Origin of the sequence: Algoriphagus alkaliphilus, assembly GCF_900103735.1 — a bacterium.
GTDB lineage: Bacteria > Bacteroidota > Bacteroidia > Cytophagales > Cyclobacteriaceae > Algoriphagus > Algoriphagus alkaliphilus.
In genome coordinates, this window is record NZ_FMXE01000018.1 from 46,612 (window position 1) to 71,647 (window position 25,036).

A 25,036-nucleotide genomic window follows, 5' to 3' on the forward strand; every position below is an offset into this window, starting at 1 on the left:
GGAATGGTGATCTGTCAAATCGAGGCCAAAGATAGAGAAATCAGCGGAAGGCGGGATCAGGCATTTTGAAATTCATTCCGTGCTTCATCGGTCAGAATCCCATTGTAAATGATGCTGATGGCCTGATCGTAAATATCGGATGGAGGAATTTTCATTCCTTTTTGCATTGAATCCGGGAATTGGCTGTAAAACTTCGGGTCCAAGAGTGACTGAACCGCAGCGGCATAGAGCAACACGATCAGGTTGACGTTAATTCTGGGATTGACCAGCCCCTGCGACACGCCCTGCTCGATCAATTTGGCAAATCGCAGATATGCGGATTCATTGATGTAGGCGGTGAGTTCTTCCCAAATCTCCGGCGCATGATCTCTGAGATCTTCGAAAAGCTCGGGATTGATCGGTGCCAAGTGTGCCGCAATTACCGTGAGGGTTGATTTCAGTTTCAGCGGAAAAGAGATGTAGCGGTTGTCGAGGATCGCCTCCACTTTTGCTGTCATCTTGGTTTTCAGGACCTCGAAAGAAGCCGACAACAGCTCAAGTTTTCCCGGGTAATACTTGTACAGGGTCTTTTTGCTCATCCCCAATTCCTGGGCAATGTCATCCATGGTGGTATGACGGTAGCCTTTTTGGAGAAAAAGCCGATAGGCCGCTTCCAGAATTTTCGCCTCGATACTGGTTTTTTTACTCATTTCTTAAACTTCTGGGTATAAAGATAAGGACGATTTGCGATTGCTGATTTAGGTGGCTAATTATACCCCAATTTTCTCCAAAAAATAGGTCCTTAAAGTCGCTCTTGGCTCAAAGCCCAGTTTGGTGTAAAGCTTTATGGCAGGCAAGTTTTCGGGATAAACATGTAGAAAGGGCACTTTTCCCGATTGGATAATGTCATGAATTACGCGCTGCAGGACTTGGTATGAAAGACCCATTCCTCCAAAATCAGGATGCGTACACACCGCGCTGAGCTCCACAAAAGGATCCGGGCTTAGGCGCTTTCCGGCCATGGAAACCAGCTGGGCACCCTGATTGATCCCAAAGTACCCTCCAAAGTCAATCGTCCGAGAAAGAAAAGGTCCAGGTTTGGTCATTGCTACCAATTCAAGCATGGCAGGCACATCATCCTCTCCCAGTGCGGTCAGATTGGATTCCTGAGTCATCCCATTTGAACTGCCCGTATAAACCATCTGCAGGAGTTCGTGGTCATTTAAGACCTTCCAGCCATTATCGACAACGATTCTGCCGGGAGGAAAGAGAATTAACTTTTGACCCGGTTGGCAGATGCTGTGTAGCTGCCGGATACTTCCCGCCTCATAGTTTGTCATGCCTGCGAAAAATCCCATCTCTGAATTAAGAAATCTGCAATTTTCATTTCCGGAGGAGAACATCTTGCTTCCGGTATTCAACGCATTCCAAATAGGGTTATCCAGGGGGTGGGGCATTTTTAATTTCAGGTGAGAAGTCAAAATTAGGAAAAAATGCTTGTGAAGGGGTGATGCCTTGAAGATTCACCCTTTCAGGGCTCAAAGGAAGGGGATTCAATGGCTACCCTGCACTTCGTACAGGGTTCCACCTTGGCGGACAGGCATGAATGGTCTGGCTCCTTCGGAGCTACCTAAGAAGGCGATTTGAAATTTTGAAAAAATATTGACTTCACAAATCTTCTGCTTTCACTTTGGTGCCAGTGTAATTGCGGAGAAACGTTTAAGTTTTGATTTCAGACTTCAGAATTTATCCTTCATAATTTCCCAATCTTTCAATTTTCAAATCTTCCAATCTCCCTCAATCCTTCTATTTTTACGCTTTCTAATTTTTAAAACATGACCCACTCCGAAGCCGCTTCCCGCATCGCCCAACTCAGCAAGGAAATCAATCATCACAATCAGCTTTACTATCAGGAAAGTAGGATTGAGATCTCTGATTTTGAGTTTGATCAACTGCTCGAGGAATTAGTCAAGCTGGAGCGGGAGTTTCCCGATTTGCTGCTACCGGAGAGTCCAAGTCAGCGCGTAGGCGGCACGATTACCAAGGAATTCAAAACTGTGGAGCACAGTTCGAGGATGCTGTCTTTAGGAAATACCTACAGCAAAGAAGAGCTGATCGCCTTTGACGAGCGGGTCGCAAAAGGTCTCGGACATACCGACTACGAGTATTTCTGCGAGATGAAATTCGACGGGGTGGCCATCAGTTTGGTGTATGAAAACGGCAAACTCGTCCGCGCGGTGACCCGTGGCGACGGCACCAAAGGCGACGATGTCACAGCCAATGTCCGTACGATCCGAAATATTCCTTTGACAGTCACAGGTGACAACATCCCTGCAAACTTTGAAGTGCGTGGGGAGATTTTTCTTCCCTTGAAAGAATTCCTAAAAATCAATTCGGAAAAAGAAGCTGCCGGGGATCAACTGCTGGCCAACCCAAGAAATGCCGCTTCCGGTACGCTGAAGATGCAGGACAGTTCGGTCGTGGCCAAGCGACGTCTGAATTGTTATTTTTATCAACTTTTGGGCGAGGAAATCGGTGTGAACACCCATGACGAGGCGATTCACCTGATCGAAAGCTGGGGATTCAACGTCTCTCCTACCTATAAAAAAGTCAGGGGAATCGATGAGGTCTTGGAATACATTGAAGAATGGAGGGAAAAGAGATTTACGCTTCCGTTGGACACTGATGGGATCGTGCTCAAGATCAACGGTTACGATCAACGGGAAGAATTGGGCTTCACTGCCAAGATCCCAAGGTGGGCCATTGCCTATAAATACAAGGCTGAAAGTGCTGAAACGGAGCTTTTGTCCATTACCTATCAAGTGGGCCGAACGGGAGCGATCACTCCTGTCGCCAATCTTGCACCGGTCAGTCTCGCCGGAACTACGGTCAAGCGTGCTTCCCTTCACAACGCCAATGAAATCGAACGCTTGGGTATTCATGAGGGCGATTTTGTCGCAGTGGAAAAAGGCGGAGAGATCATCCCAAAAATTACTGCTGTCACCACTGAAAGAAGGAGACCGGGTACGCTTCCGATTCGGTACATTGACAGGTGCCCTGAATGCAATACGGAGTTGATCCGTAAGGATGGGGAAGCCAAGCACTACTGCCCCAACGCGGCAGCCTGTCCTCCGCAGGTTTTGGGACGAATTGAGCACTTTGTCAGCAAGCGGGCGATGGACATCGATTCGCTGGGAACGGAGCGGATTCGTGCGCTGATTGATCAGGGATTTATCCGTAACTACGCGGATATTTTTGACCTTGAACCCAAGCAGGCTGAGTTGTTGGGTCTCGAAATGAGTCAGGATCAGTACGAGCGGGAAGTGTCCGGACTGCTGTATATTTCTCTGGAAAAAGCACTTTTTGCACTGACAGAAACCATTTCCTTCAAGCAGATTCAGGATTTCCTGACTGAGTTTTCACATTTACCCCTTCGGGAAAAGCTCAGGGAATTTCAGGCCCAAATCCGAATTTGGAAGAAAAAGGTGCCTGCCAATGTGGGGATGGTTGAATACCTACTTGAGCACCTAAGTCGGAATGCTGACCTGACCAAATTGGAGGACTATGTTCCTGTCGCGGTGGTTTTGGAAATCTTCTTGGGAAGACGGATCGAGTTTGAGCAGCTACTGGAGGCCAGCAAAAAGCATGGGACAGTACACATGATTCTCCTGGATCTCAATCTTGAGTTGCCTGCTGAACTGAGTGAGCGGATCAAAAAATTGAAGGCAAACACCTTTCAGGAAGGGGTGATTTCCAATATGCTGGAGGGGATCAAAGCTTCCAAGGCGCAGCCTTTTGAGAAAGTACTGTTTGCACTGGGCATCCGGAATATCGGAGAAAACACGGCCCAATTGCTGGCAAAGCATTTTGGCAGCATCGAAAAACTTCAAGCGGCTACAGCCGAACAGCTGTTGGAAATCAATGGGGTGGGCGAAACACTGGTTTTTAGCATGCAGGAGTTCTTTGCTCAGGCTGAAAATCTGGAAATCATCAATCGTCTGAAGGCCCATGGATTGAAGTTTGAGATCGAGCAAAGTGAATCCAAACAACTGGGCAACGCTCTGACAGGCAAGCGGATATTGGCTTCCGGTAAACTCCAAAACTTCAAGCGGGACGAGATCGTGGATTTTGTGCAGGCCCATGGGGGACAATACATTTCCTCCGTCTCCAAAAACCTCGACTTCATCATCGAAGGCGAAGAAATGGGCCCCAGTAAAAAAGAGAAAGCGCAGAAGCTTGGTGTTCCGTTGATTTCGGAGGAGGAGTTTTTGAGGATGGTTGGGGAATAGAGGCAAGAAGCTAGATACAAGAAACGAGATTTGAGACTGCGCAGGTCAATGCAAAATTCGGGTTAAATTGAGTCAGGTGTAAGTCCAAGATTTGACTTGCTTGAATCCAAAAGATGAAGTAAAAAAAAATATGCAGCCCAGAGATATTTTACTTTTCCATAATCCAGACCAATCTGTCAAAGTCTCGGTTTATTTTCAAAACGGCACCTTTTGGCTGACCCAAAAGGCTATGGCGGAGCTTTTTGGGGTGAACGTACCCGCTGTCAACAAACACCTGAAAAATATCTTCGATACAGGAGAATTGGAAAAGGAAGCAACTGTTTCCATTTTGGAAATAGTTCGACAGGAAGGAAAACGAAGCGTAAGCCGAAATATGGAATTTTACCGCCTAGAAGCCATCCTTGCCGTTGGCTATCGGGTCAACTCTATGCAGGCGACGGACTTCCGGAAGTGGGCCACGCAGACGCTCAACGAGTTTATCATCAAGGGATTTGTAATGGATGATGAGCGAATGAAGCAAGGAAAGCACTTCGGGCAGGATTATTTCGACGAACTGCTAGAGCGAATCCGGGAAATACGGGCAAGTGAACGCAGGTTTTACCAAAAGATCACTGATCTCTATTCGCTGAGTACCGACTATGACCCGAAAAGTCCTCAAACCAAGGAGTTCTTTGGCATGGTCCAAAGCAAACTTCATTGGGCCATCACAGGAAAAACCGCTGCAGAAATCATCTATACTGAGGCCGATGCCACCAAGCTCTACATGGGACTAAAAACCTGGAAAGATGCCCCTGACGGAAAAATCCAAAAAAGCGATGTCAGCATTGCCAAAAATTACCTTGCCCATCAGCATATTCAGGAACTGAACCGGATCGTGTCCGCTTACCTGGACTTGGCTGAGAACAACGCGCAAAGGGGGATGGCCTTTTCGATGCAGCAATGGGCCAAGTTTCTCGATAGTTTCCTCGAACTCTCCAGCTATCCTATCCTGCGGGACAAAGGAAAAGTCTCCATGTTGGAAGCCAAACTTAAGGCCGGGGGAGAATTCGATAAGTTTCGGGTGATCCAAGACCAAACTTATCAGTCAGATTTTGATAAGTTGATCTCCAATACAAAAAAGCAAGAGAAATTGAAGTAGAAAAAGCACAAAACTCGGGGTGCCGTTGATCTCGGAAGAGGAGTTTTTTGAGATGCTGGATTTCGATTCTTGGATCAATGCACTTGAATTAAATTCCATTTCCTAATCTGCCTAATTTTTAAAAGGCTTTTGCCTATTTTTCCGGGGCATTTACCAACCAAATCCTGTCAGGTGTCTTTTGAACAATCCTTAATCCTAGTCTTGCTCGCCCTGCTGATCGGAGGGGGGGTTCTGATTTTTTTCCTTTCTCAAAAATTGAATAAAACTTCGTTAGAAAATCGGAAGGCAGCAGAACTCCTTAATCAGCTGGAACAAAAAACAGATTCCCTGCGACTTGAATCACTGGAATCCAAGCTGAATCCGCATCTGTTCAAAAACATCCTGAATTCCATACAGTCGCATGCCTACCAAACTTATTTCGCTTTGGATAAGCTAGCCAATGTGTTGGACTACATCCTCTACGAAAGCCGCCAAAAGTATGTGAGCCCAAAAGAGGAAATCGATTTTGCACTGAATCTTATCGAAATCAACAAAATCAAACTCAGTCCTCTATTTGAATTGAGTGTGAAAACCAAAATACAGGATAACGACCCGCTTTACCGTTCAAAAATATTGGCACCCCTGATTTCCATTGATCTGATCGAAAATGCCTTCAAGCATGCAGATCTTCAAAGTGGGGATTCCTTTATCCGAATCATACTCGAACTAAAAGAGGGCGTATTTTCCATTCTTGTATCAAACAAGGTGACCGGAAAGCCTACGCTTCACAAAGCTAACAGCGGCTTGGGTGCTGAGACTCTGGATCAGCGACTGAATATTCTCTACAAGGGTCGATATACCCTGGACAGGTTCAAAGAGGGTGAAGTTTTTCTGGCTCAACTAAAAATCGACCTGAATGGAAAAGGAGCTTAAATGCCTGCTACTGGACGATGAACTCCCCGGATTGACTTACCTTAAGATGTTGTGTGAGCAGATTCCGGGGCTTTCAGTCGTAAAATCATTCGTTGATCCTTCCCGTTTTTTGAAGGAATTTCCATCCTTGGATTTTGACCTTTGTATCATTGACATCGAAATGCCCCAGTTTGACGGTCTTCAGGTCGCAAACCTTCTGCAGGGCAAGGCAATAATTTTCGCAACGGCCTACAAGGAATATGCTGCAGAAGCATTTGACTTAAATGCGGTGGACTATCTGCGAAAGCCCGTTTCTATTGATCGTCTTAAAAAGGCAATCGACAAAGCCAGAATTCAGATCAATGCAAGGCAAGAGCCTTCCCGATTTTTCACCTGTAATACCGACAGGGGAAAGGCGCTTATCCCAATAGATCAGCTTGCATGGATTGGCACTTCGAATGGAGACAGCAGAGACAAAGAAGCAAATCTGAAAGACGGCACTTCCCTCCTTCTTAAAAACATTTCATTTGAAAACCTTCAAAAATCACTTCCTGAAGGATCATTTGTAAGAATCAACAAGCAGGAAATTCTGAATCTGAGTATGGTCAGGTTTTTTTCCCACGATCAGATCACCACCCTAGTGACTAATAAATCCGGGAAATCGGTAATCTTGAATTTGAGTGAGCGATACCGAGAGGACTTCCTCAGAAAAATGAAATACTGAACTCATTACAATAAAATCCCGGTTTGTTACATTTCAGATCCAAATTACAACATCCCTATAAAATCTTACACTGAATTAGTTCAACTTTAGTGGGAAATTAGTGAGGAATTGGACGGTCTATTGGCCGATTACATCCGGGGATGGTTGCCTGATCCAAGCCAGGCCAGGTATCGTTTTATTGAAAAAAGTGACAAGCACACTGCTTGATAGAAAGGATACCTGCATCACCCGGACCAAATAAATAAATCACTCAGCTTATGGGGAAGCGCCGGAATGCAATTTTTTACGTCCTGATTATTGGAATATTTTCCGGGTTGATGTACACCATTTCCATCAAAGGCAAGCTCCTTGAAGTGGGGCGGAAAATCAGGATTTCACAAAATGAAACCAGTCAGTGGCAGGAATTTATTGATTCCATGTCACACAACTTAACCCATCCTTTGGCAATTCTCTTAGCCCAAATCGTGACTATAATCATGGTAGCGAGGGTTTTTGGATGGCTCAGTAAGAAAATCGGTCAGCCCACCGTCATCGGAGAAATCATCGCTGGAATTGTATTAGGCCCATCGCTTTTGGGCTGGGTATTTCCACAATTTTCCCTGGCTCTTTTCCCGATTGAATCACTGGGTAATCTCCAGTTTCTCAGTCAAATCGGACTGATTCTATTCATGTTTGTCATTGGCATGGAACTGGATTTGAAAGTACTCCGAAATAAAGCAGACGATGCGGTAGTCATCAGCCATGCCAGTATTGTCATTCCTTTTACCTTGGGAATTGGGCTGGCATATTTCATTTACACTTCATTTGCTCCAATCGGTGTTGAGTTTTTGTCTTTCGGGTTATTTTTAGGGATTGCCATGAGCATCACCGCGTTTCCGGTATTGGCTCGGATAGTTCAGGAGAGAGGCCTGCAAAAAAGCCGATTGGGAACAATAGTGATCACTTGTGCAGCAGCTGATGACATCACCGCTTGGTGCCTATTGGCAGCAGTCATTGCAATTGTGAAAGCTGGTTCATTCGTAAGTTCACTATATGTGATCGGTTTGGCTGTGGCCTATGTGTTTGTAATGATCAAGCTAGTCCGGCCTTTTCTAAAGCGAATTGGAGATCTGCACACCTCCCGTGAGAATCTCAGCAAGCCGATTGTAGCAATTTTTTTCCTTACCCTGATCATTTCGGCCTACGCCACTGAGGTGATTGGGATCCATGCGCTTTTCGGGGCGTTTATGGCGGGTGCCATCATGCCGGAAAACACAAAATTCAGAAACATTTTTATTGAAAAAGTGGAAGATGTTTCTCTCGTTCTTCTGCTCCCCCTGTTCTTTGTTTACACGGGTTTGCGGACAGAAATCGGCCTGTTAAATGACTTTTATCTTTGGAAGGTGACAGGAATGATCATTGTGGTAGCCGTTGTGGGGAAATTTGTCGGGAGTGCCATCGCTGCTCGATTTGTAGGACAAAACTGGAAAGACAGCCTCACTATCGGCGCCCTGATGAACACACGTGGACTGATGGAACTGGTGGTCCTCAATATCGGCTATGACTTGGGCGTATTGACTCCGGAGATTTTTGCCATGATGGTGATCATGGCACTGGTGACTACCTTTATGACTGGCCCGGCCCTTGACCTGATCAATTGGTTATTCCGTTCCAAACCCTCTCTAATCCCACAGGAGATCATACAGAAAAGTAACTATCGCATTTTGGTCTCGTTTGGTCATCCTGAGCGTGGAAGATCCCTTGTCCGGTTGGCTCACAGTCTGATCAGTAAACTCAACGGAAATGCTTCCATCACAGCGATGCACCTAAGTCCTGTGGATGAACTGAATTACTTTAATCAAGCGGCTTATGAGCGGGAGAGTTTCGGCCCCGTCATCCATGAAGCGCATCAGTTAAATCAAAAAGTCACTACATTATTCAAAGCCTCCTCCGGTATCGAAGAAGACATCATCGAGGTGGCAAAGAAAGGGAATTATGATCTTCTGCTTATTGGAGTGGGGCAGTCTATCTTTGAGGGAAGTTTATTGGGCAAAGTTTTGGGTTTTACGACACGTATTATAAGTCCTGACAGAATCTTAAATCAGGTTACCGGGAAGGAAAATCTTTTCGAAAACCTCCCCTTTGATGAAATGACAAGAAGGATTATTCGAACTTCTCAGGTGCCGGTCGGAGTATGGATAGACAAGGGATTCAAGCAAGCCGACCGAATATTCATTCCCATTATATCACCAAAAGATGACTTTTTGGTACAATACGCTCAAAAATGGATCAATAATTCCGGTGCCCAAATCACTTTGATCGACACCGGGGATCAAGTAAAAAGCAGACCGGAAATCAAAGAAGCTATCCGAGCCATTGAACATGTGGCTCCACATCATATTCAACTTAGACCGGAAAACTACCTTAATCCAGAATTTTTGAAATCACAGGATTTGATGGTCATTTCCTTCAAAAGCTGGAAAAAATTAGTGGAAAGTAAAAAAGACTGGCTTTCGGATATTCCATCTGTATTGATTTTGGCGGAGAAGAATCCGGAAAAATTCAAAGTAGAGGCGAGCGCCACAAGGCTCACAAGAAAATTACCTGAACAAGGCTACTGAAATCCCAAATCAAGCATTATTAAAATTCCTCTGGTGTGAATTCGCCCCGGCGGCCTCGATTTCCAAATCATCTGACATTTAAAACGCTTGTGCCTTTTCAGTCATTCGACGAAACAGTCCATACGAATTACAAGAGCTAATTTGAGATCATCGGATAAGGATAGCCTATCTCCCTTTCAACATACAAGACCAAACCTGAAAAAATCCTTAAGCCCCCTCTTTTTCCTGATTTTTGGATAAATGGACTCTAAAAACCATCCAAGACCTTATCTTTGCTGCCTTAAAATCAGCTAAAAATGAACGCATTCAAAGGCACCGGAGTAGCACTCGTAACACCATTTCATGACGATCAATCTATCGACTTTGCAAGTCTGAAGAAACTGATCGACCATGTTATATCCGGCGGAGTGGATTATCTGGTGGTCCTTGGCACTACCGGAGAAGCTACCACTTTGACTTCATCTGAAAAGAAACAAGTGCTTAAAGCTTGTCTGGAATACAATGCCGGGCGGGTGCCTGTGATGCTGGGAATCGGAGGGAATAATACACATTCGGTAGTGAATGAAATCAAAAACACTGATTTCTATGGTGTAGCGGCCATTCTTTCCGTGAGTCCCTACTATAACAAACCAAGTCAGGAAGGGATCATCGCCCATTACAGCGCCATTGCAGAGGCTTCTCCTGTCCCGGTAGTTCTTTACAATATTCCGGGCCGAACCATGTCAAATATGACAGCGGCCACCACGCTAAAGCTTTCGCATCATCCGAATATTGTCGCGATGAAGGAAGCAAGTGGCAATCTGGAACAGTGCATGCAAATCGCCTCGGTCATGCCTAAAGACTTTTTACTGCTTTCAGGTGATGACATCCTTACCAAAGCTTTGATGGGAATAGGAGGAAGCGGCGTTATTTCAGTGATGGCCAATGCCTTTCCTGAGAAATTCAGAATACTGACCCATGGTAAGGAGGAAGACTCACTGGCAGTGACATTTTCCTTGTTGGAAATGAATAGCCTGATGTATGTGGAGGGAAATCCTGTAGGGGTCAAAAATCTTCTCTTCCACATGGGTATCATCGAGAGTGATCAGGTTCGTCTTCCAATGCTCAGAGCAAGTTTAGATCTTAACAACAAGATCAAGGCAGCTTTCCAAAACTAAGCCAAGCATGTCGCCGCTATCCATTTCCCAATTGACCGAGCAAATCCGGCTGACTCTGGAGCATGAACTCGAGCCTGTCTATTGGGTGGTGGGAGAATTATCAGATTTTCGGCAGGCCCCACAGGGACATGTGTATTTTGAGTTGGTTGAAAAGCAGGGGAACCAGATTTTAGCCAAAATTCGCGCAAATCTATGGCAGTTCACTTACCGGTCTGTTGCGGCAAAATTTGAATCCGTCACCGGAATCAGCCTGAAAAACGGGATGAAAGTGCTTGCTCAGGTAGCTGTTACTTACCACCCGGTATATGGGCTGAGCATCAATGTGAAGGATATCGACCCTTCGTTCTCTTTGGGGGAACGGGCAAGGCTACGTCAAGAAACCATTGATCGGCTAACTCGGGAGGGACTGATTCAACTAAACGGAAGGTTTCAACTTCCGGCAGTTGTTCAAAGAATCGCCATTATTTCCAGTGCAACGGCAGCGGGGTATGGTGATTTTGTTAATCAGATTGAAAAGAACAGCTATGGTTACAAAGTTTATCATAAGCTGTTCAATTCGCTGATGCAGGGCAATGAGGCAGTAGGAAGTTTGCTTTTGGCCCTTGAAAAGGTGAAGTCTGAAATAAATGGATTGGACATCGAGGCAGTGGTGATCATCCGTGGCGGAGGAGCTCAGCTGGATTTGGACTGTTTTGATGAATATCGATTGGGGGCAGCAATTGCAAATTTTCCCTTGCCTGTTTTCACCGGAATTGGGCATGAGCGGGATGAGACCGTGGCGGATTTGGTAGCTCACACCCGTCTAAAGACTCCCACTGCCGTAGCGGAGTTTATATTGTCCGGATTTCGGGAATTTGAGGAAAATCTCATCATGATGCTCCAACGATTGGACAGATCGACCCGGCAGCAGCTGCGAGAGGAGGAAAATAAAATTCATCACTATGCGCTTCGGGCAAAATCACTTTCCAAAAACCGGATCTCGCTGGAAATCGAAAAGATAAAAAATCGGGCAAACCGAATAGAAAGCGCTTCAAAAAACCAAGTTAAGATTCAGGTATATAACCTGGAAACATTTGAAAAAGGCCTAAAACGAAGCTTGAATTCATTTTTGATGAAGCAAAATGAAAAGCTGGCCAGTCAGGAAACACTTCTACGGCAACTCGATCCTGATTCAATTCTGAAAAGAGGCTATTCCCGAACCGAACTGGAGGGTAAGCCCATTCATTTGATTGAAGCGAAGACCGGAGATCAAATTGAGACCTTTACACAAAATCAAAAAATAAGCAGTACAATCACTGAAATCAAGCAAAAATGAAAGATCAAAGCTATTCTGAGGCCATGATACGACTGGAAACCATTCTTCTGCAACTTGAAGAAGGAAACAAATCAGTGGATGAACTTTCCAACTTAGTCAAAGAGGCGGCAGAACTGGTGAAGCATTGCAAAACCAAACTGAAAGCAACTGAATCTGATATTCAGGCGGCCTTTGAAGGGGCCTGATCAGTGCCAAAGAACAAGGAATAATCTACCCGTTTCAGCGAGTGGATAAGTTTTCGGCCTTTTGGCTTTCAATGACCTGCAAAAATTTTCTTTCAATGGTTATCATCATGTTTTGCATAATTCCCGGGATTCTTATCAGTAAGTAGTCTTTATTTCCTTTTTCAATACATTCCCCAACCATATCCTGAAGTGGACCACCAATGACTTTGACTTTTTCCCCAGGACCTATTTCTGATCCATCGGTTTCGACTGCCACTCCGGTAGTAACCACGCGCTGAATAAGTTCCAATTCCTCATCCCGGATTGTTGCATGATGTCCTGAGAAATGAACAAACTTCACCGCTCCGGGTACTTGGAGACATTCCCAAAGTTTACTCCGCTCTGTTTTGACAAAAACATATCCATTAAATAATGGACGTTGTACCTTTTTTTTGCGGTCAGACCATTGCCTAAGTTCCTCTACGATCGGAAGGTAGACCTCCCAGCCCCTTTCTGTAAGTCTGTCTGCTACTTTCTTTTCGGAACGCGATGTGGTGTACATCACATACCATTTCAAATCCACCATCTCTAAAAGCCAATTTTTGGGAAATGCAAAAATACAAAAACCTTGCTGGAAGTGATTGGAGAAAAATTAAATTTGATTATCCGCAATCCTGCCAGTAAGTAAGATTAGGCTATATAAAGTTGCGGATAATCGTCCACACTTGTCCGCCGTGGTGGAGACGACTGTCAACAGTCCACACCTGTGCGCCGTGGCGAAGCTCGTTTTTTGGAACTTCAAACCTTATTTTATTTTGCTACTGGTAAGAAAGCGGACATACATAAAATTAAATATGATTATCTGCAATGATGCCAGTTAGCCTTATTCCTTTGGTCAAGGGGTCGGATGACCGATTACCGATCCGCCGCGGCGGATAGATTCAAGCGTTTTTAGTCAATTTTCTTATTAATTAAGGTTACTGGTAAAAAAGTGGATATACATGAAAATAAAAAAGCGGTTCCAAATTGGAACCGCTTCTTAAATAAACTTCCGGAAATCGGCTTTAGACTAAGTCAAATCTGTCCAGGTTCATCACTTTATTCCAAGCTGTCACGAAGTCCTTTACAAACTTTGCTTTGCCATCTTCGCATCCGTATACTTCAGAAATTGCTCTCAATTCCGAGTTAGATCCGAAGATCAAGTCTACCCGGGTTGCGGTCCATTTTGGTTCGCCGCTTACGCTGTCGCTTCCCACAAAAACATTTTGTGAATCAGAAGTAGGTCTCCAGGTGGTGTTCATGTCCAGAAGATTTACAAAGAAATCATTGGTCAAAGTTTCGGGAGACTGAGTAAATACTCCATGTCTTGATTTATCGAAGTTGGCATTCAATACACGCATACCTCCGACCAAGACAGTCATTTCAGGAGAAGTCAAATTCAGAAGTTGCGCCTTATCTACCAGCATTTCCTCGGCAGAGGCCATATTTTTTGCATTGAAATAATTCCGGAAACCATCTGCTTTCGGCTCCAGGAATGCAAAGGAATCAATTTCCGTATCTTCCTGAGCAGCGTCTGTTCTACCGGGAGTAAAAGGCACTGAAACCTCAAATCCGGCAGCTTTCGCTGCTTTTTCAACCCCTGCACATCCGGCCAATACGATCAGGTCTGCAAGAGACACTTTCTTATTTCCGGAAGCAGTGCTGTTGAATTCCCCCTGAATACTTTCCAGCGTTCCCAATACTTTTGAAAGTTGTGCGGGATTGTTTGCTACCCAATTTTTCATAGGTTCAAGTCGAATGCGTGCGCCATTAGCACCGCCCCGCTTATCCGAACCTCGGAAAGTGGAAGCGGAGGCCCAAGCTGTAGAGACCAGTTCGGATACCGTAAGGCCCGAAGCCAGAATATTTGCTTTCAATCCTGCAACGTCATTGGAGTCAACCAATTCATGATCCACTGCAGGAACTGGGTCCTGCCATATCAGATCTTCAGATGGTACTTCAGGACCCAAATAGCGGGACTTTGGACCCATATCTCTGTGAGTTAGCTTAAACCAAGCTTTTGCAAAAGCATCGGCAAACTCGTCAGGGTTTTCCAAGAAATGTCTTGAAACTTTCTCGTAAGCAGGGTCAACGCGCAAGGCCAAATCTGTGGTCAGCATAAATGGCTTATGGAATTTGCCTTCGATGTGTGCATCAGGTATGATCGTATCTGCATTCTTTGCTTCCCACTGATGTGCACCCGCGGGGCTTTTGACCAATTCCCAATCGTATTGAAACAAAAACTTAAAGTAGTCATGACCCCATTTGGCCGGCGTAGAAGTCCATGCTCCTTCCAAACCGGAAGTGATGGTGTCAGCTCCTTTTCCGCTTCCGTAGGTATTTTTCCAACCCAAGCCCATCTCCTCGATGCTAGCTCCTTCGGGCTCAGGACCTACATATTTCGTAGGATCTGCTGCACCGTGAGTTTTTCCAAATGTATGTCCACCTGCGATCAAGGCTACGGTTTCATAATCGTTCATTGCCATTCGTCCGAAGGTTTCACGAATATCATGGGCTGCACCCTGTGGATCAGGCTGTCCTTGTGGACCTTCAGGGTTGACATAGATCAAGCCCATGTGTGATGCTCCAAGGGGCTGCTCCAGCTCGCGCTGTCCGCTGTACCTTTTATCATCACCCATCCACTGACCTTCTGAACCCCAATAGATATCCTCTGCAGGCTCCCATACATCAGCACGACCACCGGCAAATCCATAGGTCTCGAAGCCCATTGTTTCAAGAGCGACGTTACCTGTAAGGATCATCAAATCAGCCCATGAAAGTTTCTTGCCATATTTCTGCTTGATCGGCCAAAGCAATAAACGAGCTTTGTCGAGGTTGGCATTATCCGGCCAACTGTTTAAGGGAGCAAAACGTTGCGTGCCGAATCCTGCACCACCACGCCCATCCTGAACACGGTAAGTACCTGCACTGTGCCAAGCCATTCGGATCATGAAAGGACCATAATGACCGTAGTCAGCCGGCCACCAGTCCTGAGAGGACTGAAGTACTTCTGCAATATCCTTTTTCACTTCGTAAAGGTCCAAAGACCTGAATTCCTCAGCGTAATTGAAGTCCTCACCCATGGGATTGGAGAGTGAAGAATGCTGACGTAAAATATTTAATTTCAGCTGGTTCGGCCACCAGTCTCGATTTCTCGGCCCTGCTCCAGCTGCTTGGGAGAGTTGACCATTGTGAAAGGGACATTTGCTGATGTCACCTTCATTCATGTTGTATGAGCTCATAGTATAACTTGTTAATTGATTTAAAGTAGAGTACGAATTTACCAAAAAGTATTTGTATTAAAATATTTTTTTCATTGATAAAAACTATGACTCTTGTCATGAAAACAATTTTTCCAAGGCACAAAACCATGAGAAATCAACGCTTAAAACTTCCCTGTTAAACTGAAATACTGAACAGAAAACCCCTAAAAACCCTATATTTAGTATCTTTCCATACCAGCATTTTGATCTTTAATTAAACCGGATCCCATGAACCGAGAAGAGCTTTGGACTGAGGAGATTCAAGTCCTTCAAACTATAATTGAAAAAACCGGACTGGAACCCGCATCCAAATGGGGGACAAGAGTCTACACACACCGGGGGAAAAATGTGGTGGGGGCGATAGGTTTCAAAAATCATTTTTGCCTTTGGTTCTATAACGGGGTATTCCTTTCTGATCCTTTGAAGGTTTTGATCAATGCCCAAGAAGGAAAAACCAAAGCGATGAGACACTGGAGATTTGAATCTTTGGGAGAAATAGATGAAGGAGAAATTTCAAACTACCTCCGGGAGGCAATCCAAAATGAAGAAGCGGGCAAAGTCTGGAAACCTGAAAAATCTGCTGATTTGGAAATTCCTTCCATTCTTCAGGAAAAACTGGAACAGGAAGAATCGCTGAAACTTTCTTTTGATGCACTGCCTCCATTCAAGCAAAAAGAATATGTGGAGTACCTTGTCACTGCCAAGCGAGAGGCAACCCAATATGCCAGAATTGAAAAGATCATCCCCATGATCAAAGAAGGCATAGGCCTGAATGACAAATACAGGTAGCTTTAGAATAAGTCATTCTTTGCCAAGATCGAAGTGATTCCTGGAAGTATTTTTCAAAAAGGAAAAGTCAACAAGGCATGTTGACTGACCGTGTTAAAGTCACGCCAAACCCGATTGAGTTCAGTATGGGTTTTGGCAGCTTCCAAACCTGCAAATGGGTACATTCGGGCATTTACTTCCCGGCAGGTTTGGGTGAGTTTTCGGCTGGCCAGGCTGATTGATTTCAGGGACTTTTTGGAGATTTGCCCCCTCTTTTTGAGTTCTTCCCAAGAGTCCTCCACCTGTCGGTAAAACTTCCTTCGCAGCGATTCCAGCTTTTCAGCAGACTTTCTTTCCAGCTTTTTAACATACTTCAACTGCTTCTGATCATATTTCCGATATTCGTTCCTTATCCAAAAAGATTCCTTGATCAGCTCTTGCAGATGTTGGGTGATTCCCAAAATGTTGACTGCTAAAGTGGCTTCTGCAAACTGCAAAAAGGGATAGCGGTAAATAGGTTCAGGCCTGATTACCTTATCGGGTAAAATTTCAAAAGCCCTGTGTAAGGGAAGCGTCAAATTATCCGCCTTAAACGCATGACTTCCAGTGGCAATCATCCCCATATAACTCCAGCCGTCAAGAATCTGTACTTCTTCCTTTTTCAAGATAAACGCCTTAACAACTGGTTTTCCCTTAGCATCCAAAAGGGGTTTTCCATTTTCCAGCATCTCACAATTCGCAGTAAAACAAGTGGCATGCAAAGCCCCGGAAGCATAGGTCCAGCTCCCTTCGATTTGATAAGTATCCCCCACCCGATTAGCTTTTCCTCCCACAAATCCACTTCCGGCAAGGCAAACTTTGGGATCGGAAAAAATCTCCTGACTGAGATTTGGTTCCAAGAAACCCACAAACCAGCCAGCTCCGGCGCAAAGGGTGACCGTCCATCCGAGACTGGCATCGAGCCGGGCGATTTCTTCCTCCAAAAGCAATGCTTCCGGCAGTGTCAATCCCAGTCCGTCCAATTCCATAGGAACGAATAGTTTAAACCACTTTTCAAGGTAAATCACGTCCAACATTTCAGGGCTTAGAAAACCGAGTTTTTCAGCTTTTGGGACCCAGATAGAATTAATTAGTTCGGAAGAAATCATGAGGTAAGTTTAATAAAAAGCGGAAGAAGACCGGTCAGGTTTTGAAAACCTGACCGGTCTGGAAAAAAGAAACTTTTCCAAAGCTTAGAACTTTGGAAAAGTTGGCTTTCAATGGATTACTTCTTCTTTTTCTGGGCAGCCATCCATTCCATGATCGTGACCGGACGACCTTTCAACATAACAGGCGAACCGTCAAAATCAGTGCGGGCAACATTGGCGTGACTATAAATCCAGGACCAGTGTCCATTGTATCTGAAATTTTCTCCCCCATAAAATCCCGTGATATCAGTAACGTTGTCGTAGTAAGTGAATACTACATTCTTTGCACCAGCTTGCTTCAATCTGTGATAAAGAGGCACTACCGTTTCGTCGGGTTTGGTGGTCATGTCATCCTTGGAATGCACAAACCACATCGGCACATTCTTGATCTTTTGAACCTGAGCATCAGTGATAAACTCATTGTTGTAAGCCAAGGCAGAAATGTAGCCTGCGGCAAAGTAATCCGGATGTTCCAAAATAAGCTTTAGGGACATGTATCCACCATTAGAGCAGCCTCCGACGTAGATTCGGGTCGGATCGATTTGGGGATTTTTGGCAACATAGTCCTGAATCAAAGCAAAAACAGCGGCATTGTAAATATCATTTGTCTGTCCACGGGTCATTCCTTCTCCGGCATTCATCCAGAAAGTCGGAGTCTGAGGAATCAGCACATAAGCCCCTCCAAAAAGAACCTGAATCTCCGGCGAAGCGTAATTAAATGCCTTATTCCCCATCATGGCGATAGTGGGGTCTGTACCTCCTTCTCCTCCCCCATGCAGCCAGATAATCAGGGGTGCCTTATCCTTGCTGCCCTTAGGTGCAAAAGCGCCATAAGTCAAGGTGGTGTTTTGATGCGTGAATGTACCGGTCAAGTCAAATTCGTCAACGATTGATCGGATCCGTCCAATCTCCTGATTCCAGACCTTACCTGATTTTGAACTCACTACAGTGAGACCATAATCTATCCAGATATTTGAGGCCCGAGTGCCCATACGCATGTATTGAATTGGCGAACCCAATGGTTGGACGGGGCTTACGGAGAGTACTAAAGTCACAAAATTGCCTTCATCCTTCCTTGAGCCATTTTCGTCGGAAGCAAAAGCGTAGACGACACTTCGTTTTCCTGAACTTTGCGCAGCTGGAATCTCCCCTTCTTTTGAGCTGCGGTTCACAAACACTTCAAAATCTGCGGTATTTACCTCCTTCGCAGGCTGATCCATACTGAGGATCACTTTGTTCACTTGTGGCCCCCAGTCAAAGCCTTCGATTACCAGCTTGTAGGTTCCGGGAGTTGGAGGATCACTTTCCAGTGCCATCAGAAGGAAAGGAGACAGAAACAGAAAGAGTGTCAAGAGTAGGTATTTTTTCATTCTATAATAGGTTATGGGTTTGGTTGATTACGTGATTGAAATTCAAGAAAGAATAATTCATCTCACAGGAAATTATTCAAAAGGCGAAAATCAGATTTATCGCTTTGGCTTTCCGACTTATTTGATATTGCCTTTCTTAAGCTCATTCACTGCATAATCCACCGCCCTAGCGGTCAGGGCCATGTAGGTGATGGAGGGATTTTGTGTTCCGGTAGAAGTCATGCAAGCCCCGTCAGTCACAAAAACATTGGGAGCCAAATGCATTTGATTAAATCCATTTAGGATGGATGTTTTAGGGTCTCTTCCCATTCTTGCTCCGCCCATTTCGTGAATATCCAAGCCCGGTGCCTGACCGCTGTCTGATTTTCGGATATTGGTGCAACCCGCTTTGGTGAGCATTTCCTCAGCCTGTTCGAGAAAATCCTTCAGCAATCGCTCATCATTCGAATCGTATGCCACATCAATTTTCAGTAGGGGAATGCCCCATTGGTCTTTTTGACCGGTGCTGAGCGTAACGGCATTGGTTTCTTTTGGAATCGTCTCTCCCTGCATCATCATATAAACAGACCAGGGTCCGGGAACTGAATTGGCTTCCTTGAATTCTGGTCCAAACGACATATTTCGAGCCCCGCCCCATCCAGATCTCCCGGCGGTGTAGAAGCTCATATACCCCCGTTGAAAGTCCATTTCCTGCTTTTTCACATTCCTGAAATTTGGAAGCATCACCGCCGTAGGCCGTCTTCCTGAATAGTATTTATCCTCAAATCCCTCGAAACCAGCGTTGAGCGAGCCGCGGTAATTATGAAAGGCAATGTATTTTCCCAATACGCCGGAATCATTTCCCAGACCATTTGGGAATCTGTTGGAAGTCGAATTCAAAAGGATGAGGTTGGTGTTCAGCGCCGCGGCATTTAGGAAAATAACATTGGCGAAGTATTCTGCGGCAACATTTGTCACCCGGTCAATAACCCTTACGCCGGTGACTTTCCCTTTTTGATCATCCCATATCAGGGAATGAACCACAGCATCTGGGCGAAGGCTGAGATTTCCGGTTTTTGCGGCCTTTGGCAAGGTGGATGAATTGCTACTGAAGTATCCTCCAAAAGGACAGCCACGGTAACATTGATTTCGGGCCATACATTTTCCCCTTCCTTGGGCCAGATGAACTTCATTAGGCTGGGTGAGGTGAGCACAACGCCCGATGACAAATTTTCGGTCGCCGTAAGCGTCCAAAATCCGCTTTTGAATTTCCTTCTCCACACAATTCATTTCCCAGGCTGGCAAAAACTCCCCATCGGGCAAGGTTTCCAGCCCATCGTAATTCCCGCTGATGCCGACAAATTTTTCCACATAACTGTACCAGGGGGCGATGTCCTCATACCGAATTGGCCAATCCACGGCAAAGCCATCCCGACCCGGTCCTTCAAAATCAAATTTGCTCCATCGCTGTGTTTGTCTTGCCCAAATTAGTGACTTCCCCCCTACCTGATATCCACGCACCCAATCAAAGGGTTTTTCCTGCACATAAGGATGTTCGGAATCTTTGACAAAAAAATGCTCCGTGTCTTCTTTGTAGGCATAGCAGCGATTGACAACGGGATTTTCAAGTTTATCTGCTTTGGTAATTTGATTGCGATGCGGCATATCCCAGGGATTGGAAGTCATCGTTGGGTAATCCTTCAGATGCTCCACTTGTCTTCCCCGTTCAAGTACAAGGGTTTTCAAACCTTTTTCACAAAGTTCTTTCGCCGCCCAGCCTCCGGAAATGCCTGAGCCTACTACAATAGCGTCGTATTGATTCGAATTCATGAAAGAAAAATAAGCGTTTGTGCGCGGACTTTTAAGAAAATTTCGATTAAAAAGTAAGGATGTTGGGGAGTAATGGGGTTGGGAGGTTTGGGGGTTAATAGTTATTAGTTATTGGGATATTGGTTTCCTCCTAGATCTATTCTTTGCAAACGGTCGACTTCCTTGGTCCACGGCTGGGGGTGCTTGGATTGGGGTATAGTCATATCCTGGCACTTAAGTTCGCCCCTATTCTTATGTCTATACAAGTTGCAGGCCTGGATGGTTTTGAGCGGTATAGTATTTTCGACTATTCGTATCGCAGCGATTCAATTGGATCCAATTTACTGGCTTTATAGGCAGGAATGTAACCTGCCAACAATCCAACTATGATACAAATCACAAAAGAAATGATCATCCATAGCCAGGGGATCAAAAATCCTCCCGGCCCGATAAAATTGGCAATAAGGTTTCCTATTCCTATTCCGAGCAGCATCCCAAAAATCCCTCCGATCATACAGATCACGATAGCCTCTATCAAAAATTGCTGACGGATTCGAAGTGGGGTCGCTCCGAGTGCCTTTCTGATCCCGATCTCTCGGGTTCGCTCAGTCACCGAGACCAGCATGATGTTCATCAATCCGATCGAAGCTCCGAGGAGTGTGATAAAACCGATGCCAAAACCACCAATTCGAAGATATCCAGCTACCTCTTCCAAACTTTCGGCAACAGATTCACTCTTGGTCAACTCAAATGAATCCTCCTGTCCAACCCTGTCCTGACGGACTTTCCGCATAATGCCGATTGCCTGTCCCATTTCGTAATCCAGCTTTCCGGGATCTGAGGCCACCCCTGTGATTCGATAATTGAAGGTTCCTCTTTTATCCAATCGGGAAGCATTTTCGATTGGAATCAAAATCTGCCGATCGGCACCTTGATCTTGGCCTACCCCTCCCTGCTTATCCAACACCCCTACAACCGTGTAAGGACGTCCCAAAAAAGTAATTTTTTGATTAATTGGATCTTCTCCCGGTTCGAAGAGAAGTTCTTCAATTTCCCTACCGATGATCGCAACGGAATTACCATAGCGGATCTCCATATTGCTGAAATTTCGGCCTTTCGTAAGTTTCATTGCTTTGATTGAAAGGTAATTTTCATCTCCCCCTCTGATTCTGGTATTTGGATTTGTTTTTTTAGACCCTCTTTTCACTTCAGCAGCTCCGGATACGACATTAAAAACAGTCGAAATTCCGATTGCACTATAATCTTCTTTGAATTTTTGAGCTTCCCTGAAGGTGACACTCGGGTAGTTTTTTTCCGTTTTCCCATCCTGCACCACCCTGCCGCCACTGAAGCCCTTATTTCTGATGTCAAATGAATTGGCTCCCAGGCCGGCAAAACTTTCAGCAATCTGAGCCTTGATTCCATCAATGGCTGTCAGCATTCCAACCAAAGAAGATATTCCGATCGCGATAATCGCGCCTGTGAGTACGGTGCGAAGTAAATGGACTTTCACTGAGTTGAGCGCCTCGCGGATATTTTCGATCAGATTCATGGATTGTTCGTTTTAGAACAGCTTTTGGAAAAATTGCTATTTGACAGCATTAATAATAAGCAAATACGGTAGAAATGGTGATTTGAAAAGGAATATTTAACTAAATACTCAACTAAAACCATCAAAGTGGTTGAATATATCAAAGGTCTTCATCACAGCTGAATCTAGCCTTAATGCATCCGATCACCCCGAACTACCATGTTTTTCAGCACCTTGGCCTCATAGTCCAGCCATTCCTTCCATCGTGCAGTGACTTTTTCGGGATCCTGGTACTTTTTTGCCAACTCGAGGAAGGTCACAAAATGTCCTGCTTCTGAAATCATCAATTCATAATAGAACTTTTGAAGTTCCTGATCAGCAATATTTTTGGAGAGAAGTTTAAACCGTTCACAACTCCGCGCTTCGATCAGTGCATTCATCAGCAAATGCTCCGTAAGCTGTTGGTTGCGACTTCCTCCTTTTTTGACAAATTCATTGAGTTTGATCACGTAATTGTCTTTGCGGGGAAATCCAAATTTCATCCCACGTTTCCTTAGCTGTTCCAAAACCCGCTCAAAATGTCCCCATTCTTCAGCGACAATCGGGGTCAGAGTATCTACCAATTCATCCAAATCATTGAACCGAAGAATCAAACTGATGCAGGATGAAGCTGCCTTTTGTTCGCAATAGGCATGATCCACCAAGATCTCTTCGATTTGCATTTCTGGTATTCCCACCCATCGTGGATCTGTAGGCAGCTTCAGGTGAAGCATTTTTTGTCTGGTGCTTTCTTCCCAAGTCATCTGGATTTTGGATTTGTGAATTCGGATTTCGGATAGTGTAAACTTTTCGGCATTCGATGTTCAAAATTAACTATTTATTATTTCTGAAATTTCGAAAACCAAATGCATAATATCGAATTTAGAAGTGGCCCTTTGTTCAAATCAAATCTCTGTTCAATCAAACAAATACCAAGTAATCCCCAAGTCCAAAAAGGATTTGTAGCCCGTGTAATCAGGGGTGACAAAATACCCCTCTTGCCGCATAAACCCTGCATTGAGATGGTTGTATTTGAATAACACCCGAGTTCGATTGATTCGGAAATCAAGAAATAAATCTGCCACAGGATAGGCATATACCTCGAAGGTATTCTGCAGGTGGAACTGCTGGAAGGAAGGATTATAGGCCTCTGCGAAATAGGAGGATTTATATCGAATGTCAATCCCCAGCTGTACAAACACATTTTCGTCAAACATCGGACTGTCGAAATAGAATCTGGTATTTCCAAAAAACCGGGGAATTCTGAAATTATCCGCTCCTGCCCCCGTCACCTCTGTGTAGACTATCTCTGCATCAAGTCGGAATTTCTTTCCTATCTGCACATTGGCAATTAGTCCCGGCATCAGCATAAATGCCTCCCCGGAGGATTGCGTGGCAATTTTTTGTTCGTTAAAAAATACATAATTGTTTACCCTATTGATGGTCACATTCGGTCTCAAGCTCAGGCGATCCAAATCCACTTTGATTCTGCCTTTGATTTGGTCTACGCCTATGTTGTTGAAATCATTATCCCACTGGTAGTGATTGCCATAATAAATTTGCTGAAGCGAAGTAGGCTTGTAGAGAGCCTTAGTATATTCTAATTCCAGCCAAGGGGAAACAAACAAGCCATGAATCCGAAAAGCACCGGGAATTAAATATTCTCCATCTGCACTGATTGACCACTTTTCAGAGAGTTTACCAATCAATTCCCCTCCGATGTACAGCTCGTTGAAGGATTGTCTTTCAGTTGGGAAAAAAGGACTTTCCATCCTTCCATTTCTAAACCGGGTGAATGCATTGTAGTAGAATCCTTTGTAAGAACCCTTTACACCGACCTCATTTCTCCACTCTGCAAAATCGCTTTTGTTAAGTGTAGTGTCTTGCTGGTTATTAAGCCTCTCCCGATTGAAAAAGAGCGAGTCGGAGGTATTCAGGGCGGACTCAAAAAGGATGTTTTGGTTTTTCCGGTCCAGCGTGTGATAAATCTGAAGTCCATTGCCCAATTTGTATTCATGATATACATGATAATCCTGCCTCAGGTCTCTGGCACGTGAGTTTTGGAGCCAAACTTTAGCATCCTCATACGTGAAATAAAGCGAGGTAGGATCTACTTCCGGAGGGATGATGCCTCCTATTTCGGAAACCTCATGCTTCATTCTGGAAAATGATCCCAATAGCCAATACCGACCATTTTCTGACCGGTAATTGGTGTGAAATGAATAGGCATTTTGCTCCGTCATATTATCATCTCTTCTCACAGGATTAAGAGTTTTTCGGACTCTTTGTGTGTTAAACTCCAGTCCAAGATTCCAGCGTGGTGTCACATTTCGCGCAAAAGCAAGGTCAAGCATATTCCGGTTTCCCCCACCAAAAAAGGCAGACATCTCAGTGAATGGGGATTTGGTATCAAAATACCTACGTTTTGCCGGATCCCTGAAATACAAATCATAGCCATGAAATCCAGAGCTGAGCCCAATTAACTCCGGGACTTCATAGAATACCGGTTTTGCTGCAGTTCCGATATTCCCGAGGTCTTGATATTTCCAATTTGTTTTAGCTACAGGATCGTAATTATGGAAATTATTCAAAAGCGTGTCTTGCTCGTAAAGCTGGAGTCGGTTACGCTTAAGGTCTTTTTCGAAAAAATAAAGAGACGTTTTTGGCCCATAGACCTGTCGGGTGCTGTCGTCCAAAAGTGGTCTTCTGCCGTCAGTCTCTTCTTGTCCCTCCTGTTCTGTCAACTCACGGACTTGTCTGGGATTTTGGCCCATTCCTGTATTTTGACCCTGCG

At 44.8% G+C, this 25,036-nt stretch carries 19 protein-coding genes; 9 read left to right on the forward strand and 10 right to left on the reverse strand.

Going from position 1 to position 25,036, the window contains the following annotated elements; translation table 11 throughout:
- Nucleotides 1-56: 56 nt before the first annotated feature.
- Nucleotides 57-689, reverse strand: a complete 633-nt coding sequence (locus BLQ81_RS13050; protein ID WP_092730698.1) for a TetR/AcrR family transcriptional regulator — start codon at nucleotides 687-689, stop codon at nucleotides 57-59.
- Between the two features lie 60 nt (nucleotides 690-749).
- Complete coding sequence (locus tag BLQ81_RS13055) at nucleotides 750-1,436, reverse strand: GNAT family N-acetyltransferase (protein ID WP_092730700.1); 687 nt, start codon at nucleotides 1,434-1,436, stop codon at nucleotides 750-752.
- Between the two features lie 378 nt (nucleotides 1,437-1,814).
- On the opposite strand from BLQ81_RS13055, the gene ligA reads away from it, so the two are divergent.
- From ligA to xseB, 8 genes are all read left to right on the forward strand, one after another.
- The gene (gene ligA / locus BLQ81_RS13060; protein WP_092730702.1) at nucleotides 1,815-4,268 is read left to right on the forward strand and encodes an NAD-dependent DNA ligase LigA; all 2,454 of its coding nucleotides are present in this window, start codon (nucleotides 1,815-1,817) and stop codon (nucleotides 4,266-4,268) included.
- A 130-nt stretch (nucleotides 4,269-4,398) separates the two neighbouring features.
- Complete coding sequence (locus BLQ81_RS13065) at nucleotides 4,399-5,406, forward strand: virulence RhuM family protein (RefSeq protein ID WP_092730778.1); 1,008 nt, start codon at nucleotides 4,399-4,401, stop codon at nucleotides 5,404-5,406.
- A 171-nt stretch (nucleotides 5,407-5,577) separates the two neighbouring features.
- Entirely contained in the window at nucleotides 5,578-6,318 is a 741-nt protein-coding gene (locus tag BLQ81_RS13070; protein WP_092730704.1) for a sensor histidine kinase, read from the forward strand.
- On the forward strand, nucleotides 6,302-7,021 hold the full coding sequence (locus tag BLQ81_RS13075; protein ID WP_092730706.1) for a LytR/AlgR family response regulator transcription factor: 720 nt from the start codon (nucleotides 6,302-6,304) through the stop codon (nucleotides 7,019-7,021). Before BLQ81_RS13070 ends, BLQ81_RS13075 begins: the two co-directional genes overlap by 17 nt.
- Before the next feature lie 257 nt (nucleotides 7,022-7,278).
- Entirely contained in the window at nucleotides 7,279-9,621 is a 2,343-nt protein-coding gene (locus BLQ81_RS13080; protein ID WP_092730708.1) for a cation:proton antiporter domain-containing protein, read from the forward strand.
- A 296-nt stretch (nucleotides 9,622-9,917) separates the two neighbouring features.
- A complete protein-coding gene (gene dapA, locus BLQ81_RS13085; protein WP_092730710.1) occupies nucleotides 9,918-10,778 on the forward strand; it encodes a 4-hydroxy-tetrahydrodipicolinate synthase in 861 nt (286 codons plus the stop codon).
- Nucleotides 10,779-10,785: 7 nt separating this feature from the next.
- On the forward strand, nucleotides 10,786-12,093 hold the full coding sequence (xseA, locus tag BLQ81_RS13090; protein WP_092730712.1) for an exodeoxyribonuclease VII large subunit: 1,308 nt from the start codon (nucleotides 10,786-10,788) through the stop codon (nucleotides 12,091-12,093).
- The gene (gene xseB / locus BLQ81_RS13095; RefSeq protein ID WP_092730714.1) at nucleotides 12,090-12,278 is read left to right on the forward strand and encodes an exodeoxyribonuclease VII small subunit; all 189 of its coding nucleotides are present in this window, start codon (nucleotides 12,090-12,092) and stop codon (nucleotides 12,276-12,278) included. Before xseA ends, xseB begins: the two co-directional genes overlap by 4 nt.
- A gap of 34 nt (nucleotides 12,279-12,312) precedes the next feature.
- Here the strand turns inward: xseB and BLQ81_RS13100 are convergent, their stop codons facing one another.
- Nucleotides 12,313-12,843, reverse strand: coding sequence for a UpxY family transcription antiterminator (locus BLQ81_RS13100; protein WP_092730715.1), 531 nt, complete (start codon nucleotides 12,841-12,843; stop codon nucleotides 12,313-12,315).
- 478 nt (nucleotides 12,844-13,321) lie between these two features.
- The gene (gene katG / locus BLQ81_RS13105) at nucleotides 13,322-15,538 is read right to left on the reverse strand and encodes a catalase/peroxidase HPI (protein ID WP_092730717.1); all 2,217 of its coding nucleotides are present in this window, start codon (nucleotides 15,536-15,538) and stop codon (nucleotides 13,322-13,324) included.
- A 249-nt stretch (nucleotides 15,539-15,787) separates the two neighbouring features.
- On the opposite strand from katG, the gene BLQ81_RS13110 reads away from it, so the two are divergent.
- Nucleotides 15,788-16,348, forward strand: a complete 561-nt coding sequence (locus tag BLQ81_RS13110; RefSeq protein ID WP_092730719.1) for a YdeI/OmpD-associated family protein — start codon at nucleotides 15,788-15,790, stop codon at nucleotides 16,346-16,348.
- 53 nt (nucleotides 16,349-16,401) lie between these two features.
- On the opposite strand, the gene BLQ81_RS13115 is transcribed toward BLQ81_RS13110, so the two are convergent.
- From BLQ81_RS13115 to BLQ81_RS13140, 6 genes are all read right to left on the reverse strand, one after another.
- On the reverse strand, nucleotides 16,402-17,475 hold the full coding sequence (locus BLQ81_RS13115; RefSeq protein WP_175454231.1) for an acyl-CoA dehydrogenase family protein: 1,074 nt from the start codon (nucleotides 17,473-17,475) through the stop codon (nucleotides 16,402-16,404).
- A gap of 116 nt (nucleotides 17,476-17,591) precedes the next feature.
- On the reverse strand, nucleotides 17,592-18,884 hold the full coding sequence (locus BLQ81_RS13120) for a prolyl oligopeptidase family serine peptidase (RefSeq protein WP_092730721.1): 1,293 nt from the start codon (nucleotides 18,882-18,884) through the stop codon (nucleotides 17,592-17,594).
- A 117-nt stretch (nucleotides 18,885-19,001) separates the two neighbouring features.
- On the reverse strand, nucleotides 19,002-20,693 hold the full coding sequence (locus tag BLQ81_RS13125; protein WP_092730723.1) for a GMC oxidoreductase: 1,692 nt from the start codon (nucleotides 20,691-20,693) through the stop codon (nucleotides 19,002-19,004).
- A 286-nt stretch (nucleotides 20,694-20,979) separates the two neighbouring features.
- Nucleotides 20,980-22,224: an ABC transporter permease gene (locus BLQ81_RS13130; RefSeq protein WP_092730725.1), complete on the reverse strand. Its 1,245-nt coding sequence runs from the start codon at nucleotides 22,222-22,224 to the stop codon at nucleotides 20,980-20,982.
- A gap of 170 nt (nucleotides 22,225-22,394) precedes the next feature.
- Nucleotides 22,395-23,006: a tRNA-(ms[2]io[6]A)-hydroxylase gene (gene miaE, locus BLQ81_RS13135; RefSeq protein WP_175454232.1), complete on the reverse strand. Its 612-nt coding sequence runs from the start codon at nucleotides 23,004-23,006 to the stop codon at nucleotides 22,395-22,397.
- A 153-nt stretch (nucleotides 23,007-23,159) separates the two neighbouring features.
- Entirely contained in the window at nucleotides 23,160-25,016 is a 1,857-nt protein-coding gene (locus tag BLQ81_RS13140; protein WP_092730784.1) for a putative porin, read from the reverse strand.
- Between the last annotated feature and the right edge of the window lie 20 nt (nucleotides 25,017-25,036).

Bases quoted from the DNA above. Each gene is read 5' to 3' on its own strand.
- katG (WP_092730717.1), bottom strand. From the start codon at position 15,538: ATGAGCTCATACAACATGAATGAAGGTGACATCAGCAAATGTCCCTTT.
- BLQ81_RS13140 (WP_092730784.1), bottom strand. From the start codon at position 25,016: ATGGGCCAAAATCCCAGACAAGTCCGTGAGTTGACAGAACAGGAGGGA.
- xseB (WP_092730714.1), top strand. From the start codon at position 12,090: ATGAAAGATCAAAGCTATTCTGAGGCCATGATACGACTGGAAACCATT.
- BLQ81_RS13130 (WP_092730725.1), bottom strand. From the start codon at position 22,224: ATGAATCTGATCGAAAATATCCGCGAGGCGCTCAACTCAGTGAAAGTC.
- BLQ81_RS13120 (WP_092730721.1), bottom strand. From the start codon at position 18,884: ATGAAAAAATACCTACTCTTGACACTCTTTCTGTTTCTGTCTCCTTTC.
- dapA (WP_092730710.1), top strand. From the start codon at position 9,918: ATGAACGCATTCAAAGGCACCGGAGTAGCACTCGTAACACCATTTCAT.
- BLQ81_RS13080 (WP_092730708.1), top strand. From the start codon at position 7,279: ATGGGGAAGCGCCGGAATGCAATTTTTTACGTCCTGATTATTGGAATA.
- xseA (WP_092730712.1), top strand. From the start codon at position 10,786: ATGTCGCCGCTATCCATTTCCCAATTGACCGAGCAAATCCGGCTGACT.
- BLQ81_RS13055 (WP_092730700.1), bottom strand. From the start codon at position 1,436: ATGCCCCACCCCCTGGATAACCCTATTTGGAATGCGTTGAATACCGGA.
- BLQ81_RS13065 (WP_092730778.1), top strand. From the start codon at position 4,399: ATGCAGCCCAGAGATATTTTACTTTTCCATAATCCAGACCAATCTGTC.
- BLQ81_RS13100 (WP_092730715.1), bottom strand. From the start codon at position 12,843: ATGGTGGATTTGAAATGGTATGTGATGTACACCACATCGCGTTCCGAA.
- BLQ81_RS13075 (WP_092730706.1), top strand. From the start codon at position 6,302: ATGGAAAAGGAGCTTAAATGCCTGCTACTGGACGATGAACTCCCCGGA.
- BLQ81_RS13125 (WP_092730723.1), bottom strand. From the start codon at position 20,693: ATGAATTCGAATCAATACGACGCTATTGTAGTAGGCTCAGGCATTTCC.
- ligA (WP_092730702.1), top strand. From the start codon at position 1,815: ATGACCCACTCCGAAGCCGCTTCCCGCATCGCCCAACTCAGCAAGGAA.
- BLQ81_RS13050 (WP_092730698.1), bottom strand. From the start codon at position 689: ATGAGTAAAAAAACCAGTATCGAGGCGAAAATTCTGGAAGCGGCCTAT.
- BLQ81_RS13110 (WP_092730719.1), top strand. From the start codon at position 15,788: ATGAACCGAGAAGAGCTTTGGACTGAGGAGATTCAAGTCCTTCAAACT.
- miaE (WP_175454232.1), bottom strand. From the start codon at position 23,006: ATGACTTGGGAAGAAAGCACCAGACAAAAAATGCTTCACCTGAAGCTG.
- BLQ81_RS13115 (WP_175454231.1), bottom strand. From the start codon at position 17,475: ATGATTTCTTCCGAACTAATTAATTCTATCTGGGTCCCAAAAGCTGAA.